General features: G+C 73.4%; 15 protein-coding genes. 11 read left to right on the forward strand and 4 right to left on the reverse strand.

The window, feature by feature from the left end; translation table 11 throughout:
* Window positions 1-48 precede the first annotated feature (48 nt).
* From ACH5AO_RS08695 to sucD, 3 genes are all read left to right on the forward strand, one after another.
* On the forward strand, window positions 49-1,029 hold the full coding sequence (locus tag ACH5AO_RS08695; RefSeq protein WP_398923199.1) for a hypothetical protein: 981 nt from the start codon (window positions 49-51) through the stop codon (window positions 1,027-1,029).
* A gap of 599 nt (window positions 1,030-1,628) precedes the next feature.
* On the forward strand, window positions 1,629-2,810 hold the full coding sequence (gene sucC / locus ACH5AO_RS08700) for an ADP-forming succinate--CoA ligase subunit beta (protein ID WP_398923201.1): 1,182 nt from the start codon (window positions 1,629-1,631) through the stop codon (window positions 2,808-2,810).
* Window positions 2,811-2,831: 21 nt separating this feature from the next.
* Complete coding sequence (gene sucD / locus ACH5AO_RS08705) at window positions 2,832-3,716, forward strand: succinate--CoA ligase subunit alpha (protein ID WP_030871259.1); 885 nt, start codon at window positions 2,832-2,834, stop codon at window positions 3,714-3,716.
* A 418-nt stretch (window positions 3,717-4,134) separates the two neighbouring features.
* Here sucD and ACH5AO_RS08710 read toward each other — a convergent pair whose 3' ends face one another.
* Window positions 4,135-5,286, reverse strand: coding sequence for a helix-turn-helix domain-containing protein (locus ACH5AO_RS08710; protein ID WP_398923203.1), 1,152 nt, complete (start codon window positions 5,284-5,286; stop codon window positions 4,135-4,137).
* Between the two features lie 96 nt (window positions 5,287-5,382).
* Between ACH5AO_RS08710 and ACH5AO_RS08715 the strand changes: the two genes are divergently transcribed.
* Window positions 5,383-6,990, forward strand: a complete 1,608-nt coding sequence (locus ACH5AO_RS08715) for a DUF6350 family protein (protein ID WP_398923205.1) — start codon at window positions 5,383-5,385, stop codon at window positions 6,988-6,990.
* 10 nt (window positions 6,991-7,000) lie between these two features.
* On the opposite strand, the gene ACH5AO_RS08720 is transcribed toward ACH5AO_RS08715, so the two are convergent.
* Window positions 7,001-7,768 carry a hypothetical protein gene (locus ACH5AO_RS08720; protein ID WP_398923207.1) on the reverse strand — a complete coding sequence of 256 codons (768 nt, stop codon included), beginning with the start codon at window positions 7,766-7,768 and terminating at the stop codon, window positions 7,001-7,003.
* Between the two features lie 374 nt (window positions 7,769-8,142).
* Here ACH5AO_RS08720 and purN point away from each other — a divergent pair, with 374 nt between their 5' ends.
* On the forward strand, window positions 8,143-8,781 hold the full coding sequence (purN, locus tag ACH5AO_RS08725; protein WP_398923209.1) for a phosphoribosylglycinamide formyltransferase: 639 nt from the start codon (window positions 8,143-8,145) through the stop codon (window positions 8,779-8,781).
* A complete protein-coding gene (purH, locus tag ACH5AO_RS08730) occupies window positions 8,778-10,340 on the forward strand; it encodes a bifunctional phosphoribosylaminoimidazolecarboxamide formyltransferase/IMP cyclohydrolase (protein ID WP_398923211.1) in 1,563 nt (520 codons plus the stop codon). The genes purN and purH overlap by 4 nt, the downstream gene beginning before the upstream one ends.
* A 50-nt stretch (window positions 10,341-10,390) precedes the next feature.
* On the opposite strand, the gene ACH5AO_RS08735 is transcribed toward purH, so the two are convergent.
* Window positions 10,391-11,131, reverse strand: a complete 741-nt coding sequence (locus ACH5AO_RS08735; RefSeq protein ID WP_398923213.1) for an ALF repeat-containing protein — start codon at window positions 11,129-11,131, stop codon at window positions 10,391-10,393.
* Between the two features lie 281 nt (window positions 11,132-11,412).
* Entirely contained in the window at window positions 11,413-12,000 is a 588-nt protein-coding gene (locus ACH5AO_RS08740) for a proline-rich domain-containing protein (protein ID WP_398923215.1), read from the reverse strand.
* A gap of 282 nt (window positions 12,001-12,282) precedes the next feature.
* Between ACH5AO_RS08740 and ACH5AO_RS08745 the strand changes: the two genes are divergently transcribed.
* The 5 genes from ACH5AO_RS08745 (at window position 12,283) to ACH5AO_RS08765 (ending at window position 18,829) form a co-directional block, all read left to right on the forward strand.
* Window positions 12,283-13,137: a bifunctional methylenetetrahydrofolate dehydrogenase/methenyltetrahydrofolate cyclohydrolase gene (locus tag ACH5AO_RS08745; RefSeq protein WP_217128069.1), complete on the forward strand. Its 855-nt coding sequence runs from the start codon at window positions 12,283-12,285 to the stop codon at window positions 13,135-13,137.
* Window positions 13,138-13,198: 61 nt separating this feature from the next.
* Complete coding sequence (locus ACH5AO_RS08750; RefSeq protein ID WP_398923631.1) at window positions 13,199-13,672, forward strand: DUF3017 domain-containing protein; 474 nt, start codon at window positions 13,199-13,201, stop codon at window positions 13,670-13,672.
* A 517-nt stretch (window positions 13,673-14,189) separates the two neighbouring features.
* On the forward strand, window positions 14,190-15,368 hold the full coding sequence (locus ACH5AO_RS08755) for a DUF2690 domain-containing protein (RefSeq protein WP_398923217.1): 1,179 nt from the start codon (window positions 14,190-14,192) through the stop codon (window positions 15,366-15,368).
* A 447-nt stretch (window positions 15,369-15,815) separates the two neighbouring features.
* A complete protein-coding gene (locus ACH5AO_RS08760) occupies window positions 15,816-16,805 on the forward strand; it encodes a malate dehydrogenase (protein ID WP_398923219.1) in 990 nt (329 codons plus the stop codon).
* A 302-nt stretch (window positions 16,806-17,107) separates the two neighbouring features.
* Entirely contained in the window at window positions 17,108-18,829 is a 1,722-nt protein-coding gene (locus tag ACH5AO_RS08765; protein ID WP_398923221.1) for a hypothetical protein, read from the forward strand.
* The last annotated feature ends 2 nt before the right edge of the window (window positions 18,830-18,831 follow it).

The following is an 18,831-nucleotide window of genomic DNA, read 5'->3' on the forward strand; positions in this document are numbered from 1 at the left end:
CGTCCCGTCGTCCGGGAGGACCAGCCCCTCTTGATCCGGTCAGCAGCCTTGCCCGGTGCCGCTCTGCGCGCGATGCGCACGGCGGCGGGGCGGCGTGCGGTCCTGTTGGCGCTGCTGGTGGGCGCGGTGTTCGTGCTCGGCGTGCTGTGCGGGGAGCGGGCGCGGGCGGCGGACGGCGGGCCGGTCGAGCGGATCCCCTCCACCCTCGGGTCCTCGGTGTCGACCGGCTCGGGCACCGAGCACGGCCCGAGCGGCCTCGCGCCGGTCGTCGAGGCTTTCACCGTGCCGCGCCCCGACGTGACCGATCCGGTCCTCCCGTCGGCCGAGACGGTGGTCCGGTCCGTGGACGAGCGGATCGTACGGCCGGTCGGGGACCTGGTCGGCGCGGTGACCGACCGGCCGTACGAGGTGACACCGGGGCGACTCCCGGAGCTGCCGGCGCTCCCTGCCCTCCCCGCGCTTCCCGCCCTGCCCACGCTTCCCGCCCCGGAGCAGCCCGTACCGCTGCCGGAGCTCCCGCACCTGCCCGACGCGCCGGAGCAGACGCTCCCCGAGCCGAGCACGCCCGCCCCGCTGCCGGGCACGTCCGCCCCGAGACCGGACACCTCGGCACCGCCGTCCGGCGCGCCCGGGCAGGACGAGGACGCCCAGGACGGGCCGAAGGGGCCGGACGGACCGTCCGGGCCCCCGGAGCGGGCCGCGGGCCCCGGAGCCCACGGCCCGGCGCTCGTCCGTGCCGGCCTCGCGACCCGCGTGGACCGGGGACATCGGCCCGCGCGGGACGCCGTGCACGTCGTGGACGCCGGCCCGGCCCCCGCACCGCACGCTCCCGGCGCCCCCGCCGGTCAGCCGGACGGCACGACGGGCAACCGCCCGGCCGCGGACCACGGCGCGCCGCGGCACGGTGACGCGTGCGCCGTCACCGCGCACCACCGGCCGCCGCTCCGGCTCGTACCCGGCGACACCGTGCGCGCCGAGGCGGCCGGTACGCGTGCCCCGTACCGGGACGTCCCGGTCTCACCCGCCTAGGAACCCCCCCTCCCTCGCCGCGGACGCGTGCGCGCGGGGGCGGCGCGGCGGCCCGCCCGCCCGGGCACCTCCGTGTCCCGGCGGAGGCGAAGCCGCCGCGGACCCCTCACGCCGGTCCGGCCGCACGCGCACACGCCCGCGCCCCCATCCGCACCTGACGCACAGGTGGCGAAGGACTCCGCGGGGCATCAGGACCCGGACAGCCGAAAGCCGTCGGTCTGTCCGGCCGGAACCTCGTGGAGGGGCGACCGGCCCCCATTGGGGTGGGGACCCGGTCACCCCGCATCCCGGAGAACAGGGCGTTCACCGCCCCTCCGGGCTGTTCGACAGGGCCTCACCGGGCCAACCCCAGCCCGGTGAGGCCCCTCACGTCCGGCACGCCGTGCCAGAGATGGCGGCATCATGTGACAGGTATCACCGCTCACGTGTGACGCGCGATTTAGAGAGGTCACCCATGCGGAGATAACCTGCGAGACGGACATGCCGCGCGCTCGGACACCGTGTGCGCCTCCCTTGTGACACAGCGGACGTCACGTTGCCCTTCGCGGCACGCCCACGCATCCAACGAACCGCGAGATCACTGATAGGGACGGAAGCGCGTGGACCTGTTCGAGTACCAGGCGAGGGACCTCTTCGCCAAGCACGATGTACCGGTGCTGGCCGGTGAAGTCATCGACACGCCTGAGGCAGCCCGCGCAGCCACTGAGCGTCTCGGCGGCAAGTCCGTCGTCAAAGCCCAGGTGAAGGTCGGTGGCCGCGGGAAGGCCGGTGGCGTCAAGCTCGCCGCCACCCCCGACGAGGCGGTCGAGCACGCGACCAACATCCTCGGCATGGACATCAAGGGCCACACGGTCCACAAGGTGATGATCGCCGAGACCGCCCCGGAGATCGTCGAGGAGTACTACGTCTCCTTCCTCCTCGACCGTGCCAACCGCACCTTCCTCTCCATCGCCTCCGTCGAGGGCGGCATGGAGATCGAGGAGGTGGCGGCCACCCGCCCCGAGGCCGTCGCCAAGACCCCGATCGACGCCAACGAGGGTGTGACCCCCGCCAAGGCCCGCGAGATCGTCGAGGCCGCGAACTTCCCGGCCGAGGTCGCCGACAAGGTCGCCGACGTCCTGGTCACCCTGTGGAAGACCTTCGTCGCCGAGGACGCCCTCCTCGTCGAGGTCAACCCGCTGGCCAAGGTCGCCTCCGGTGACGTCATCGCCCTGGACGGCAAGGTCTCCCTGGACGAGAACGCCGAGTTCCGCCAGCCGGAGCACGAGGCCCTCCAGGACAAGGCGTCGGCCAACCCGCTCGAGGCCGCGGCCAAGGAGAAGAACCTCAACTACGTCAAGCTCGACGGCGAGGTCGGCATCATCGGCAACGGCGCGGGTCTCGTCATGAGCACCCTGGACGTCGTCGCCTACGCCGGTGAGGCGCACGGCGGCGTCAAGCCCGCCAACTTCCTCGACATCGGTGGTGGCGCCTCCGCCGCCGTCATGGCGAACGGCCTGGAGATCATCCTCGGCGACCCGGACGTCAAGTCCGTCTTCGTCAACGTCTTCGGCGGCATCACCGCCTGCGACGAGGTCGCCAACGGCATCGTGCAGGCGCTGCAGCTGCTCGCGGACAAGGGCGAGGAAGTCACCAAGCCCCTCGTCGTCCGTCTCGACGGCAACAACGCCGAGCTGGGTCGCAAGATCCTCTCCGACGCCAACCACCCGCTGGTGCAGCGCGTGGACACCATGGACGGCGCGGCCGACAAGGCCGCCGAGCTCGCGGCTGCTGCGAAGTAAGGGACGAGGGACTACACAGCCATGGCTATCTTCCTCAACAAGGACTCCAAGGTCATCGTCCAGGGCATGACCGGTGCCACGGGCATGAAGCACACCAAGCTCATGCTGGCCGACGGCACGAACATCGTCGGTGGCGTGAACCCGCGCAAGGCCGGCACGTCCGTCGACATCGACGGCAACGAGATCCCGGTCTTCGGCACGGTCGCCGAGGCGATGGAGAAGACGGGCGCCAACGTGTCCGTCCTCTTCGTCCCGCCGGCCTTCGCCAAGGCCGCCGTCGTCGAGGCCATCGACGCCGAGATCCCGCTCGCGGTCGTCATCACCGAGGGCATCGCGGTGCACGACTCCGCCGCGTTCTACGCGTACGCCGTGGAGAAGGGCAACAAGACCCGGATCATCGGCCCGAACTGCCCGGGTCTGATCACCCCCGGTCAGTCGAACGCCGGCATCATCCCGGGCGACATCACCAAGCCGGGCCGCATCGGCCTGGTCTCGAAGTCCGGCACTCTGACGTACCAGATGATGTACGAGCTGCGTGACATCGGCTTCTCCTCCGCCGTCGGCATCGGTGGCGACCCGGTCATCGGCACCACGCACATCGACGCGCTCGCCGCGTTCGAGGCCGACCCCGACACCGACCTGATCGTGATGATCGGCGAGATCGGCGGCGACGCCGAGGAGCGGGCCGCGGCGTTCATCAAGGAGAACGTGAAGAAGCCGGTCGTCGGCTACGTCGCGGGCTTCACCGCGCCCGAGGGCAAGACCATGGGCCACGCCGGCGCCATCGTCTCCGGTTCCTCCGGCACGGCCGCCGCGAAGAAGGAGGCCCTCGAGGCCGCCGGCGTCAAGGTCGGCAAGACCCCGACCGAGACGGCGAAGCTGGCGCGCGCCATCCTCGCCGGCTGAGCAGGCGACACCGAGCGACACCGTACGGGTGGGCCCGTTCCCCGCAGTGGGGGACGGGCCCCCCGTCGTCTCCGCCCCCGGCCACCGCGCCTCCGGTCACCGCGTCCCGGCTACCGCACCTCCGGTCACCGCGTTTCCGGCCGTCGCGCCCCGGCTGCCGCGCCTCCAACTACCGTGCTCCGGTAGTCACGCCCCGGTCACCGCGCCTCCGGCTGTCGCGCCTCGGTCATCGCGCCTGCGGTGCCAGCCGCCCCGGTCACCGCGCCTCCGGCTGTCGCGCCTCGGTCATCGCGCCTGCGGTGCCAGCCGCCCCGGTCACCACGCCTCCGGCTGTCGCGCCTCGGTCATCGCGCCTGCGGTGCCAGCCGCCCCGGTCACCGCGCCTCCGGTCGCCACGCCTCCGGCTGCCGTGCCCCGGTCACCGTGTCTGCGGTGCCAGCCGCTCCGGGCCCCGCGGCAGCTTCTCCCGCAGTCGGGTGCGCAGCTCCCGCTCCTCCTCCGACAAGGGACCGGGTGCCACCCGCGGCGGAACGCCCCGCACCGTCTCGCCCGGCGGCACGGGCGGCTCGTAGCGGGTCGGGGCCGTGCGCAGGGTGAGCGCCGTGGTGCCGATCAACGCGACCGTGAACGCGACGGCGGCCCGGGTCCAGAACCGGGCCCGGCGCTCGCTGCCGCCGCGCACCACCGGCGGCTCGGCCGCCCGCAGCCGCCCGGCGGAGGCCAGTTCGGCCAGCCGCCGGTGCAGCTCCCGCGGGTCCGACAGGTCCGGGAGCCGGGCGGCGACGGCCTCACGCGCGTACGTCAGCCGGCCGGCCGCCGCCCGGGTGCTGGCCTCCGTCTCCGCCGCCGTCTCGGGCAGACCGAGGCCGACCCCGTCGTACAGCAGGAGCGTGCGGCGGTACGGCGGCGGGAGGCGCAGCAGCACCTCCAGGAGCGCCCGGTCGTCCTCCTCAGAGGGCAGTGGTTCGGGCTGCCGGTAACGGCGGCGGAACCGGTGCCACGGGGAGAGCGCCCACTCGTGCGCCGCCGCGCGCACCCAGCCGGCCGGGTCCGGGTCCCGGGCCACCTCGGGCCAGCGGTCCCAGGCCAGTTGGAAGGCCCGCTCCACGGACTCGCGGGCGAGCGCGCGGCGGCCGGTGAGCAGGTAGGCCTGCCGGGCGAGGGCGGGGGCGCAGAAGGAGTACAGGTCGTCGAAGGCCTGAGCGGGCGTGAGGCCAGGGGAGGGGGCGGAGTCCGGCGGGGGTGCCTGCGCGAACGCTTCGGGACGGCCGTCGCCGCCCGGCTTGTCCAGACACACCGTCACCACCGCTGCGACCTCCTTCTCCCGACGGACGGGTACGGACTCCGGCGTCCCCGCGTCGGCGGTCCCCTTCGCCAGGCCGGCCAGCAGCCTCGCGTACGCCTCCCGGCTCCGGCCGTGGGGTGTGCTGCGGCCGGACTCCCACGCGCGTACCGTCTCGGGCCGGACGCCCATGCGCCTCGCGAGCTGAGGGCGCGTCAGCGAGGCCGTCTCGCGCAGGCGCCGGCGTTCACCGGGCGGGGGGAGCGGGGTGGTGGGGCTCCGTGTCACGGGGAGCCCCTCCGTCCAGAAAAGTACATAAACGTATATTGGGCGACACAGCCATTTTTTGCCCGTTACGACGGGAAGGCGCGTGTCGTTGGGAGCATGGCGGACGTGACCCAGACGACCACTCGCCGTACGACGCCGGCCGCCCTGCTCGCCCGTGTGCGCGACCGCCCGCCGGGGCTCGTCCCCGGCCTCCTCGGCGGCGCCCTCGCGGCCGGACTGGGACTCGCGGTGTTCGCCGTGCTCGTGATCCTGCTGTGGGTCAGCTCGCCCTACCCCGACAGCGGGCCCGGCGGCGCCCTGCGCGTCGCGGCGGCGCTGTGGCTGCTGGCGCACGGCGCCGAACTGGTCCGCACCGACACGCTGTCCGGTGTCCCCGCGCCCGTGGGAGTCCCGCCCCTGCTGCTGCTCGCGCTGCCGGTGCTGCTGCTGCACCGGGCGGCCCGTGACGTGGGGGAGGGCGGTGCGAGGAGTGCGAGGGGCGAGGCCCCGCTCGTCCCCGGCCGTACGGTGTGGGCGGGCGTCCTCCTCGGCTACCTCGCCGTCGGCGCGCCCGCCGTGCTCTCCTGCGCGGGCGGTGGGCTGCGGCCGGCGTGGGGGACCACGGTGTGCGTGCCGCTGGTCGCCGGAGCGGCCGCGGGGGCGGGGGTGTGGACGGCGTACGGCCGTCCGAGCGGACCCCTGGAGCGGATGCTGGGCGCGGTGCTGCCCAGGGGCGCGCGCCATCTGGTCCTCGGACCGGGCGGCCGTCCCGGGGCCGTGACCCGGGCGGCGGTGGCCGGGGCGACGGTGCTGGCCGGTGGCGGGGCGCTGCTGTTCGCGGTGTCGCTGGGATGGCACGCCGAGGAGGCCGGGCGGGGGTTCCTGCGGTTGACGGAGGGCTGGTCGGGGTGGCTGGCGGTGCTGCTGCTCTGCGTCACGCTGACGCCGAACGCCGCGGTGTGGGCGGCGGCGTACGCCCTCGGCCCCGGCTTCCTCCTCGGCACCGGCACTCAGGTGACCCCGCTGTCCTCCCCGCCCGCCCCGCCGCTGCCGCCGTTCCCGCTGCTCGCGGCGGTGCCGGACGTGGGTGCGGGGACCGCGCCGAACTGGGCGGCGGCGGCCCTGCCGGTGACGGCCGGACTGGTGGTGGGGTGGTTCGTGGGACGGGGCGCCGCGCGGAGCGGACCGGCGCACGCCCCGGTCTGGACCGGCGGCCGAACCGCCGGGGCGGCGGTACTGGCGGCCGTGCTGTGCGCGGCCCTGCTGTCCGTGCTCGCCGCGCTCGCGGGCGGGCCGCTGGGGGCGGCCGCGCTCGCCCGGTTCGGCCCGGTGGGGTGGCAGGTGGGGGCCGCGGCGCTGGCGTGGCTCACGCCGGTGGCGGTCCCTGCGGCGCTGGCGGTACGCGCCTGGCGCCGCCGCTCGTCCGAGGACGCCCCCGAGGACGCCCCCGGGGACCGGCTACCGGGGCCCGGTGCACCACGGGACCGCCGTGCCCTACAGGAGGCGAGGCCGATGCCGCCCGTACACCGCCGGCCGGTCCCGCCACCCCCGCGCGACGACCCCGACGCGCCCCACCGCACCGGTGACTCCGCCCGCACACGGGACTCCGCGTCCGGCCCGTGGGACTGGGACATGCCGTTCGGCGTGCGGGACGCGGTCACCGCGCCCCGGGAGGAGGAGCCCCCGCCCGGAGAGGAAGAGCCCCCGCCCGGCCCCCGGGAGTGAAGCGCGCAGGTCAGTCGGTCGTGCCCAGCAGGTCACGCAGCTGCTCGGGGAGGAGGTCGCCGCAGGACTGGCGGGCCTCCTGGGTGAGGGCGTCAGCGGTGCAGGTGTAGTAGTCGCTGTAGACCAGCTGGGCCGTGAAGGAGGCGGCGACCAGGGCGAGCGCCAGCGACCCCGTGACCACTCCGCTCACCGCGGCCGTGGTCTGCGGGCGGCCCTTCGGCTCGGCCGCCTGGGCGTCCGGCTCCTGCGCACGGGGCTTGGCGCGCAGGGCGCTGATGCCCCAGTACAGGGCGAGCGCGCCCAGCAGCAGCGCGACGTACGGCCAGCTGAAGAGGCCGAAGAAGAAGGCCCACATGCCGGACAACAGGGCGTACCGCGCCCGGCGCTGGGCCGGGTCCGTGGGGTCCCAGCGCATGCCGGGCCCCTGAGGGCCGCCGCCGCCCTGCCCCTCGGGGCCGCGCGGGCGCTCGCCGAAACCGCCGGGGGAGCGGCCGGGCTGCCGGTCGCTCCAGTTCCGGCCCCAGGAGGGGCGGTCGCCGCCCTCCTCGCCGGACGGGTGCCTCGGCTGCCAGGGCCGGTCGGGGGCCCCCTCCGGCGGCGGCGCGAACGGGTTGTCGTCCTGCGGCTCCTGGGAGCCCTGGGCCCCGCGGCGTCCGTCGTCACCCCGGGAGGCGTCGGGCGGCGAGGCGGGGCGCTCCCGCAGCAGCACGGCGCCCCGCTCTCCTCCCCGGGCGGACTGCTGGGGGAACGTGAGAAGTCGCGGGCTGCGGTCCGGCATCAAGTGAGCGTCTTCCCCTTAATGAAACACGGCGTGGTCCGGCGCGACCGCCTCGCACGACGTATCGACTACGACTGGGCTGGTGAACCGGCGCGTTCCCGTCGGCTCTGTCGTGGCCCGGGTCCGTCATCCTGTGAACGCCCGGTGCGCGGTTCGCGTTCCCACGCGCCCCGACGTTCCAGGACCGGCTCCTCCCAGACGCTACCTTCCGGCCACGCCCCCGTCCCGTGGGGGCCGCCCGGTGTGCCGGTATCGTTGCTGACGGTCGGCCGCTTCGTAGGCTTCCCCGTATCCGGGGGACCGAAGCATTCGTACGAATACACAAAGCGCTGTGCCGTCGACCGCACGGACGCTCCCCGAGAAAGGGCCCCACCGTGGCCGCCAAGCCCGTGGCCGAGCGCGCCAGGCGTCTCGTCGTGCTGGTCTCCGGATCCGGCACCAACCTCCAGGCGCTCCTCGACGAGATCGACGCCGTCGGCGCCGAGGCGTACGGGGCCGAGGTCGTGGCCGTCGGCGCCGACCGCGAGGGCATCGAGGGACTGGCCCGCGCCGAGCGCGCCGGACTGCCGACCTTCGTCTGCAAGGTCAAGGACCACGCCACCCGCGAGGAGTGGGACGCGGCGCTCACCGAGGCCGTCGCCGCCCACGAACCCGACCTCGTGGTGTCCGCCGGGTTCATGAAGATCGTGGGGAAGGAGTTCCTCGCACGCTTCGGCGGGCGGATCGTCAACACCCACCCCGCCCTGCTGCCCAGTTTCCCCGGGGCCCACGGCGTACGGGACGCGCTCGCGTACGGCGCCAAGGTCACCGGCTGCACCGTCCACTTCGTCGACGACGGCGTCGACACCGGACCGATCATCGCGCAGGGCGTGGTGGAGGTCCGGGACGAGGACGACGAGAGCGCTCTGCACGAGCGCATCAAGGACGTCGAGCGAAGGCTGCTCGTCGAGGTCGTGGGGCTCCTCGCCCGCAACGGCTACCGCATTGAGGGACGAAAGGTAGTTATCCAGTGACCGCCGAGAGCAACAAGCGGGCCATCCGACGGGCGCTCGTCTCCGTCTACGACAAGACCGGCCTCGAGGACCTCGCGCGCGGCCTGCACGAGGCCGGCGTGGAGCTCGTCTCCACCGGGTCCACCGCCGCGAGGATCGCCGCCGCGGGCGTCCCCGTCACCAAGGTCGAGGAGCTCACCGGCTTCCCCGAGTGCCTGGACGGCCGCGTCAAGACCCTGCACCCCAAGGTCCACGCCGGCATCCTCGCCGACCTGCGCCTGGAGGACCACCGCAACCAGCTCGCCGAGCTGGGCGTGGAGCCGTTCGACCTCGTCGTCGTGAACCTCTACCCGTTCCGCGAGACCGTCGCCTCCGGCGCCTCGCCCGACGAGTGCGTGGAGCAGATCGACATCGGCGGCCCGTCCATGGTGCGCGCCGCCGCCAAGAACCACCCCTCGGTCGCCGTCGTCACCAGCCCGGCCCGCTACGCGGACGTCCTCGCCGCGGTCCAGGACGGCGGCTTCGACCTCGCCACCCGCAAGCGGCTCGCCGCGGAGGCCTTCCGGCACACGGCCGAGTACGACATCGCCGTCTCCACCTGGTTCGCCTCCGCCTACGCGCCCGCCGACGACTCGCCGTTCCCCGGGTTCCTCGCCACCAGCCTGGAGCGCTCCCGCACCCTGCGCTACGGCGAGAACCCGCACCAGCCCGCCGCCCTCTACACCGCGGGCACGGGCGGTCTGGCCGAGGCGGAGCAGCTGCACGGCAAGGAGATGTCGTACAACAACTACACGGACACGGACGCCGCGCGCCGTGCCGCGTACGACCACGACGAGCCGTGCGTGGCGATCATCAAGCACGCCAACCCCTGCGGCATCGCGACCGGCGCGGACGTCGCCGAGGCGCACCGCAAGGCGCACGCCTGCGACCCGCTGTCGGCGTTCGGCGGCGTGATCGCGGTCAACCGCCCGGTGTCGAAGGAGATGGCCGAGCAGGTCGCCGAGATCTTCACCGAGGTCATCGTCGCGCCCGACTACGAGGACGGCGCGCTGGAGGCCCTCGCCAAGAAGAAGAACATCCGCGTGCTGCGTGCCCCGGGCCGCCCCGACCACCCGGTCGAGGTCAAGCCGATCGACGGCGGCGCGCTCCTCCAGGTCACCGACCGCCTCCAGGCCGAGGGCGACGACCCGGCCACCTGGACCCTCGCGACCGGCGAGGCGCTGAGCGAGGCGGAGCTGGCCGAGCTGGCCTTCGCCTGGAGGGCCTGCCGCGCGGTGAAGTCCAACGCGATCCTGCTCGCCAAGGACGGCGCCTCCGTCGGCGTCGGCATGGGCCAGGTCAACCGCGTCGACTCCGCGAAGCTGGCGGTGGAGCGGGCGGGCGCCGAGCGCGCGGCCGGTTCCTACGCCGCCTCGGACGCGTTCTTCCCGTTCCCCGACGGGCTGGAGATCCTCACCGCGGCCGGCGTGAAGGCCGTGGTCCAGCCCGGCGGTTCGGTCCGCGACGAGCAGGTCGTCGAGGCCGCGCAGAAGGCGGGCGTGACCATGTACTTCACGGGCACGCGCCACTTCTTCCACTGACGGGTCCGTCCGCCCGGCCGACCGTATCGGCGGCCGGGCGGACGGAAGTCCTACTTGTCCACCTCGTACTGGCCGACCTCGAGGAAGTACCGCAGCTCCTCGGGCGTACCGTCGACGACCGCCTCGGCCGCCGCGCGGAGCGCGTCGCTGATGTCCGGGTCGGCGAGGATGCGGAAGACGGCGACCCGGTCGTCCTCGGCCTGCGCGAGGCGGTAGCCGGACTCCAGCCAGGTGCGGAGCTTTTCGGGGGTGGGTGCGTCGAGGAGTGCGTTGATCTCCCGCGTGACGCGCTTTCCGGCGTAGGGCTTGCCGAGGATGGTGACGATGGCGACCTTGTCGTCCTCGAACTGGGCGAGCCGGTAGCCGGTCTCCAGCCAGGTGCGGAGCTTTTCGGGGGTGGGTGCGTCGAGGAGTGCGTTGATCTCCTGCTTGACGCGCTTTCCGGCGTAGGGCTTGCCGAGGATGGTGACGATGGCGACCTTGTCGTCCTCGAACTGGGCCAGGCGGTAGCCGGTCCTCAGGAACTCGCGCATGTCCTCCACGGTGCCGTCGAGGGCCTCGTTCGCCTCCCGCTCGACGCCCCTGCCGGAGTCCGGGTCGGCCAGGATGCCGGCGATGGCGGCACGCAGCTCCTCCTCCGACATCTCGTCCACCGGCGTACCGGGGTCGGCCGCCGCCGTGACGGCGACGGGAGCGGGCGCCGCGTCCGCGGCGAAGGCCGGGCCGGTGAGGAGGAGGGCCGGCGTCAGCGCGGTGGCGGCCGCCAGCAGAACACCGTGGGTCAGTCTCATGCGTGAACCTGCCTTCTGGGTAAGGGTCTTCACGGAAGACGGACGAGTGCCGTCTCGAACATCCTTTCACCATTCCGGACCGAGGATCACTGCCGCAACCCGGCAGCCCTGACGCGCCGTCATTGCCGGTCGTGGTGCCGCGGCCCGACTCGTCGTCCGTGCCGGGACGGTGCGGGGCGAGCCGGGTGTGAGGGTCCGGGCCGGTGGTCCCGGACGTGTCAGGGCCGTGTCCCCCTCGTGCGGGTGGGACACGGCCCTGGTGTGTGTCGGCCGGAGCCGGCTCAGTACTGCGGGCGGTTGAACCAGTACCCGCCGTTCCTGTTGGCGCAGAACACGATGATCAGGATGCCGAGCACCAGGCTGACCAGCGCGAATATGTTGGTGGCGAGCAGGCTGATGACGCTGAACAGCGTGACCAGCGAGGCGTAGACGATGGCGGAGACGCGCACGCCGCCGCGGCCCTTGGAGAACTTGGCGGCAGTGAAGATCGCCCAGAACGCGAACGCCAGCACGATGACACCGATCGCGATCATGACGCCGGCGCCGACGCTGGCGACGGTGTCCGCGTCCTCGGCGGAGATGGTCGGCTCGGAGGAGGCGATGTCCTCGAAGTAATCGGCGAACCAGGCGCTGGCGGCCATCATCAGCACCCCGCCGAGCACCTGGAAGCCGCCGAGCACGTACAGCATCACGCGCGCGGCCTTGACACCGCCGGGCATGAACACCGGCGGGGCGGGCTGGCCGTAGGGCTGCATGGGCGGGGCCGAGGGGTATCCGTAGGAGGGCTGGCCGGGCTGCTGCGGGTGGCCGTAGCCGGGCGGCTGACCCTGCGGGGCACCATAGGGGTTGTTCGGGTCGCCGAAACTCATGGCGGTTCTTCCTCCGTTGCGCTTCAGGTGCGGGGACGACGCGAGGCTCGGCACGGAGGAAGTTCTACAGATGCGGTCCGTCCCCCCGGTTCTGCCCGCGGCACTGTGCTCCCATCGTTCTTGACCGTTCCTTTCCTTGTCCAGGCGCAGGCCGTATGTGTTGTGCAAGTGCAACATCACGATCTTCACCGGAAACGGGCGGTACGTGATCCGGGGGCGCCGCGGCCGCCCGGAATGCGGGCGGATTGGAACCAGGGCCCGGTCATCCGCGAGGATGGGGCCATGACCGCCCAGATTCTCGATGGCAAGGCCACCGCAGCCGAGATCAAGTCCGATCTGACCGCCCGCGTGGCGGCGCTGAAGGAGAAGGGCGTCACGCCCGGCCTCGGCACGATCCTCGTCGGGGAGGACCCCGGCAGCCAGAAGTACGTCGCCGGGAAGCACCGCGACTGCGCCCAGGTGGGCATCGCCTCCATCCAGCGCGAACTGCCGGGCACGGCCACGCAGGAGGAGATCGAGGCGGTCGTCCGCGAACTGAACGAGGACCCCGCCTGCACCGGTTACATCGTGCAGCTGCCGCTGCCCAAGGGCATCGACGAGAACCGCATCCTCGAACTGATGGACCCGGGCAAGGACGCCGACGGCCTCCACCCGATGAACCTCGGCCGTCTCGTCCTCAACGAGCCGGCCCCCCTGCCCTGCACCCCCAACGGCATCATCACGCTGCTGCGCCGCCACGGCGTGGAGATCAAGGGCGCCGAGGTGGTGGTCGTCGGCCGCGGCGTGACCATCGGCCGCCCGATGCCCCTGCTGCTGACCCGGCGCAGCGAGAACGCCACGGTGACCCAGTGCCACACCGGCACCCGCGACCTGTCGGCCCACCTCCGGCGCGCGGACATCATCGTGGCCGCCGCGGGCAGCGCCCATCTGATCCGTCCCGAGGACGTCAAGCCGGGCGCGGCCGTCCTCGACGTCGGTGTCTCCCGCAACGCCGAGGGCAAGATCATGGGCGACGTCCACCCGGGTGTGGCCGAGGTGGCCGGCTGGGTCGCCCCGAACCCCGGCGGCGTCGGCCCGATGACCCGGGCCCAGCTGCTGGTCAACGTGGTCGAGGCGGCGGAGCGCAGTGTCGGCTGAGCGGAACTCCAAGGACGCCACGGACGCCGCGGACGCCGCGGACGCACCGGACGCCACGGACATACCGGACGCCGCCGAGGAGCGGGCCGAGGACATCACGGTCCGTGACCCCGTCAGCGCGCCCGACGCCGAGGGCAGGCCGCGCCGCGCCACCCGCCGGTTCCCCCTGTTCACCAGGGACACCGCGCGCCCCGAGGGCGGTGGCCGGGCGGCCCCCCGCGACGCCCCCGCGCCCGCCCGGCAGTGGCCGATCCTCGCCGTGCTGCTCGCGGTCGGACTGGGGCTGCTGCTGACCGCGCTGGACCAGTTCCGGCTGGGCACACTGCTGGTCGGCGTGGCCCTGCTGGCCGGGGCCGTACTGCGCTGGCTGGTGCCGGACGTCGGCATGCTCGCGGTGCGCTCCCGCTTCACGGACATCGTCACGTACGGCGGGCTGGGCCTGGCGATCGCGCTGCTGGCGCTGATGGTGCAGCCGAACCCGCTGCTGGAGATCCCGTTCCTGAAGGACACGCTGCACTTCACGGTCGACGGTTAGCCGGAGGCGAAGCGCTGTGCACGGCGGCCCGTCCTCACCCCCGTGAGAGGACGGGCCGCCGCCCCGCACCACACTCCTGCACGGCGAAGGACCCGTTCAACGGCTGTCCGGCCGCTGTGGCACGGAAGTGACCGTTCCGCTACGCCTCCGGAATCCCCGTACAGCGCTGTGACGGCTCCGTATGTGACCGAGTGGTGTCGATGTATTGACAAACACGCGCTTGTGCGACGAAGTAGTGGGACAGTGGACCGGCGTGAACAAACGGGACGGTCCGAACGTCCCGCTGCGGGTGCCTGGTTCCGTTCGGCCGAGGGGGCGACCGATGGGACACTGGACCGCGAGTGAGCGGGCGCGTGACGGCGCCCGCCCGCGGCCCTGATGCTCCCGTGCGCCCCCGCTCCGGGAACTGAGACCCTGCCTGGCGACATCCTCGTGGGTAGCCACAACGGGGACTCGGCGAGGGGCACCATGCACGAGGGAACGACCAGCACCAACCGGGGGGAAGAGGGGGGAAGCAATGCCTCGTTGGAAGGCCTTGCCGGATGAGCTCGATCCACAGATCAGGGAGTTCACGAGCCAGCTCAGAAGGGTCGTGGACCGCAGCGGTCTGAGCGTCGCGTCGGTCTCCGACAGCACGGGCTACAGCAAGACGTCCTGGGAGCGTTATCTGAACGGCCGGCTGCTCGCGCCCAAGGGTGCGATCGTGGCCCTGGCCGAGGTCACCGGGACCAACCCGATGCACCTCACCACCATGTGGGAGCTCGCCGAGCGCGCCTGGAGCCGCTCGGAGATGCGCCACGACATGACGATGGAGGCGATCCGGATCTCGCAGGCGCGCGCCGCGCTCAGCGAGGTCGCCGGCCCGTCCTCCGGCTCCGGCGGCGGGTCCGCCCGCAAGGGCGGGGCCGCGGGGCCGGCCGGGGTCGCGGCGAGCGTGCCGCCGCAGCCGACCGCCTCGGACGTGCGGGACGCCACCGGCGGCGTGCGGGACGGTTCGCCCGGGACGAACTCCTGGGGGGTCGCCGCCCCCGCCGGGTCGCCGCAGCCGGGCCGTCGCGGTTCCGGAGCCGGGACCGTACCCCCTCCCGTGGGCGAGCGCTCACCGGGCGCGTACGGCGCACCGCCCTCGGGCGCGTACGGCGCGCCGTCCCCGGACGCGTCCGGGCAGGGCCGCCCGGACGGCTCCGGACGTTCCGGCGGCAAGCGGCGGACGTCGACGTTCATCGCCGGAGCGGTGGGAGCGCTGGTGGTGATCGCCGCCGCCTTCTACGTCACCGGCACCGAGGACGACAAGGGCAAGGACGAGGCCCGGAAGTCCCCCTCGCCCACCGCCACCGCCCCTGTCGACCTGCCCCCCGGCGTGAAGTGCAGCGGCGACAGCTGCGCGGGCAAGGACGCCGAGGTCATGGGGTGCAGCGGCGACCTGGTGACCACGACCGGGACCGCGACCGTCGGCACCGTCACGGTGGAGGTCCGCTACAGCGAGACCTGTGCCGCGGCCTGGGGACGCATCACCCAGGGCGCGCAGGGGGACAGGGTCGAGGTCGGCGCGGGCACGGCCAAGAAGCAGAGCGACAGCATCACCGCCGCCGGCGACACGGTGGCGTACACCCCGATGGTGCCGGTCGAGGACGCGGCGGACGCGAAGGCGTGCGCGGTACTGGCCGCCACCGGCGAGAAGGGCTGCACCGAGTAGCGTCCCCGCGCCCGGCCCGGCGCGCCGCGTCGCGTCGCGCGCACGGGGCCGTACGGGTTCATACATGTGGGGAAAGCGTGGGGACGCGCATGACGCGGCGAAAGACGGGCACGCGAGAAGTACCCCCACGGGAGTCCGGCACGGTCGGTCCCCGACGGCGGCCGGCCCGTCCCCACCTCTCCCGGACGGGACGGCCGCCCTTTCGTGTGCCCGTCCGGACCGCCCGCGTACCGGGACCGTCACTCTGTGGGGCGGGCCACAGGGAGCCCGGCCGTCCGCCGTCGTGGATGCGCGATAGCCTGACCGCTGGATCTCTCTTGACGCCAAGAGATCGATCATTCGAACCGATGATCGATCATCGTGGTGGACGCCGGTCACGAGCCGGAGCGGGATCCCGCACCCCGGGGCAGGGACCGCCCCACCGCCAGCTGTCATACGGAGAACGCCATGACTCGCACTCCCGTGAACGTCACCGTCACCGGCGCGGCCGGCCAGATCGGTTACGCCCTGCTCTTCCGCATCGCCTCCGGCCAGCTGCTCGGCGCGGACGTGCCGGTCAGGCTGCGCCTGCTGGAGATCACCCCGGCGCTGAAGGCCGCCGAGGGCACGGCCATGGAGCTGGACGACTGCGCGTTCCCGCTCCTGCAGGGCATCGACATCACGGACGACCCGAACGTGGCCTTCGACGGCGCCAACGTCGCGCTCCTCGTGGGCGCCCGCCCGCGTACCAAGGGCATGGAGCGCGGTGACCTCCTCGAGGCCAACGGCGGCATCTTCAAGCCGCAGGGCCAGGCCATCAACGCCCACGCCGCGGACGACATCAAGGTCCTGGTCGTCGGCAACCCGGCCAACACCAACGCCCTGATCGCCCAGGCCGCCGCCCCGGACGTGCCCGCCGAGCGGTTCACCGCCATGACCCGCCTGGACCACAACCGCGCGCTGACCCAGCTGTCGAAGAAGACCGGCGTCCCGGTCTCCGAGATCAAGAAGCTGACGATCTGGGGCAACCACTCCGCCACCCAGTACCCCGACATCTTCCACGCCACGGTCGCCGGCAAGAACGCCGCCGAGGCCGTCAACGACGAGAAGTGGCTGGCCGAGGACTTCATCCCGACCGTCGCCAAGCGCGGTGCCGCGATCATCGAGGCCCGTGGCGCCTCCTCGGCCGCCTCCGCCGCCAACGCCGCCATCGACCACGTGTACACCTGGGTCAACGGCACCGCCGACGGCGACTGGGCCTCCATGGGCATCCCGTCGGACGGCTCCTACGGCGTCCCGGAAGGCCTGATCTCCTCCTTCCCGGTCACCGTGAAGGACGGGAAGTACGAGATCGTCCAGGGCCTGGAGATCAACGAGTTCTCCCGCGCCCGCATCGACGCCTCCGTCAAGGAGCTCGAGGAGGAGCGCGAGGCGGTCCGCGGCCTCGGCCTCATCTGACCGGGACCCAGGTCTCCGCGGGGCCCCGCGCCGGTTCGTCCGGCGCGGGGCCTCCGCGCGTGTCCGGCTTCCGTGCGTGCCGGGCCTCCGCGCGTGTCCGGCTTCCGTGCGTGCCGGGCCTCCGCGCGTGTCCGGCTTCCGTGCGTGCCGGGCCTCCGCGCGTGTTCGGCCTCCATGCGTGCCCGGCACCCCGAACATGATTTCGCTCGGTAATCCGGTTCGCAGGTACCTCCGCTTCCCCTATGCTGATCCCCCGTCACTTTGAGTGCCGGTCGCTTCCATTCGCGTATCGGGGGATCCGCGTGAGCACCGCATACGTGCCGCAGCAGCCACAGCACACCGGCCCGGCGTCGCCGTCCGACCCGCCGCCCACACCACCGCACGCCAGCGAGGCGTCCCGCCTGCTGTGCGCGGGCGTCTACCTGGACTCCGGTTACCGCGACCAGGTCATCGAGCAGCTCTACCTCAACGAGCAGCGCGTCGTCGCGCCCTCGCTCGGCTTCGACGCCGCCCGCGTCCTCGCGCACGCGCTGCGCGCCCGGCGCCACGAGCTGCTGTGGGCGGCGGCCGTCCTCGGGCTGTGGGTGGTGGGCGGACCGCTCAGCGGTGGCCTGCTCGTCTTCTTCCTCTGGCCCGGCCTGCTGCTCGCCGCCGCGCCCCTGCTCCGCGGGCGGGCGGCGCAGCCGCCCTGGTACCGCTGGCTCGCCGCGTTCCTGGCACGCTGGACCGGCCGGGTGCTCACCGGGCTCGCCCTGCTGACGCTGGGGACGGTCGCCTTCGGCGGCGGCACGGACGACGACTCCGGGTACGAGTCCTCGTACGGCTCCGGCGGAGACGACGCGATGGAGCTGCTCGGCGACACCTTCGGAACCCTGGCCGAACCGTGGCAGGCCTGGCTCGGGATCGGTGTGCTCGTCTGCGTCGGCCTGTGCACGGCGGCCCAGCGCAACCAGTTCGCCCGCGCCCTCGCCGACGAACTGTCCCCGCGGCGTTTTCCGGACGCCGCCGGCGACCCCGCCGAGCGGGCCGACGGGGAGCGGCTGCGGCGGCTGGCGCACCGCATCCGGCTGGAACAGCACACACCCCTGGTCATGTACCACGAGGCGCGCCCGTTCTGCGGGGCGGGCGAGGCGTACGACACCTGGGTGCTCGCCGTGGAACTGCGGCCGGACGAGGAGAAGAAGCAGCAGCCGCTCAGCAACCGCGCGATCCTCGAGCGGATCCGGCCGCTGCTGGAGCAGCTGCGCGTGCCCGCCGAGTACGCGGGCCCCGGCGTACGGGACCGGTTGCGCCGACTGGAGATCGACGAGTGCGTGTTCCTGCCCGTCGAAGGGCTCCTCAGCCGCGACCAGGCGCCCTACGGCCCGGCGGAGTTCGAGCAGCACCGGGGGAGGGCCGTCGAGGAGGGCGGCGAGAAGCGCCGGCACTTCCTGCGCATCCGCGTCGGCGGCTGGGAGGAGGAACTGGTCGTCACGGTCTTCGTGCGCGTCCACACCCAGGGCCGGATGCTCATGCTGGAGATCGCCCCGCACGTACTGAGGCCGGTCCGCGCGGACTTCAAGGACGCCGACCGCACCTCGCACCGGTTCCTCCACGACAACCCGGCCGGCCGGATCGCCGGCGCCGCCGTCCTGGTGCCCGGCTCCGCGGGCCGCTCGCTGGTGACACTCGGCCGGGGCGCGGTCTACCTGTGGCGGATGCTGACCGGCGGACACGCGCACGCGCTGCCCGACGGTCCGGCCCTCTCGGTGCGGGAACTGGCCTCGGCGCCCTCCGGGTCCACCTTCCAGGAGATGGACGTCGCCCGGTACCTCAGGAGCGTCCAGGACCGCATCGGGCGCGGGGTGCGGCTGGCCCTGGCGGAGGCCGGCTACGAGACCGGCGAGTTCGTGCAGAAGATCGTCAACATCAGCAACGGCGCGGTGCACATCGGCCGCGCCGACAACTCCTCCTTCGCCTTCGGTGACCACGCGCGCGCCGAGACCACGACCGGCGGCCCCCGGCCGCAGAAGGGATCCGACTAGCG

The sequence above is a fragment of the Streptomyces sp. NPDC018964 genome (assembly GCF_044390325.1).
GTDB lineage: Bacteria > Actinomycetota > Actinomycetes > Streptomycetales > Streptomycetaceae > Streptomyces.

Coding starts and splice junctions, on each gene's coding strand:
- ACH5AO_RS08745 (WP_217128069.1), top strand. CDS start 12,283: ATGACCGCCCAGATTCTCGATGGCAAGGCCACCGCAGCCGAGATCAAG.
- ACH5AO_RS08735 (WP_398923213.1), bottom strand. CDS start 11,131: ATGAGACTGACCCACGGTGTTCTGCTGGCGGCCGCCACCGCGCTGACG.
- ACH5AO_RS08715 (WP_398923205.1), top strand. CDS start 5,383: ATGGCGGACGTGACCCAGACGACCACTCGCCGTACGACGCCGGCCGCC.
- sucD (WP_030871259.1), top strand. CDS start 2,832: ATGGCTATCTTCCTCAACAAGGACTCCAAGGTCATCGTCCAGGGCATG.
- ACH5AO_RS08720 (WP_398923207.1), bottom strand. CDS start 7,768: ATGCCGGACCGCAGCCCGCGACTTCTCACGTTCCCCCAGCAGTCCGCC.
- ACH5AO_RS08760 (WP_398923219.1), top strand. CDS start 15,816: ATGACTCGCACTCCCGTGAACGTCACCGTCACCGGCGCGGCCGGCCAG.
- ACH5AO_RS08755 (WP_398923217.1), top strand. CDS start 14,190: ATGCCTCGTTGGAAGGCCTTGCCGGATGAGCTCGATCCACAGATCAGG.
- ACH5AO_RS08740 (WP_398923215.1), bottom strand. CDS start 12,000: ATGAGTTTCGGCGACCCGAACAACCCCTATGGTGCCCCGCAGGGTCAG.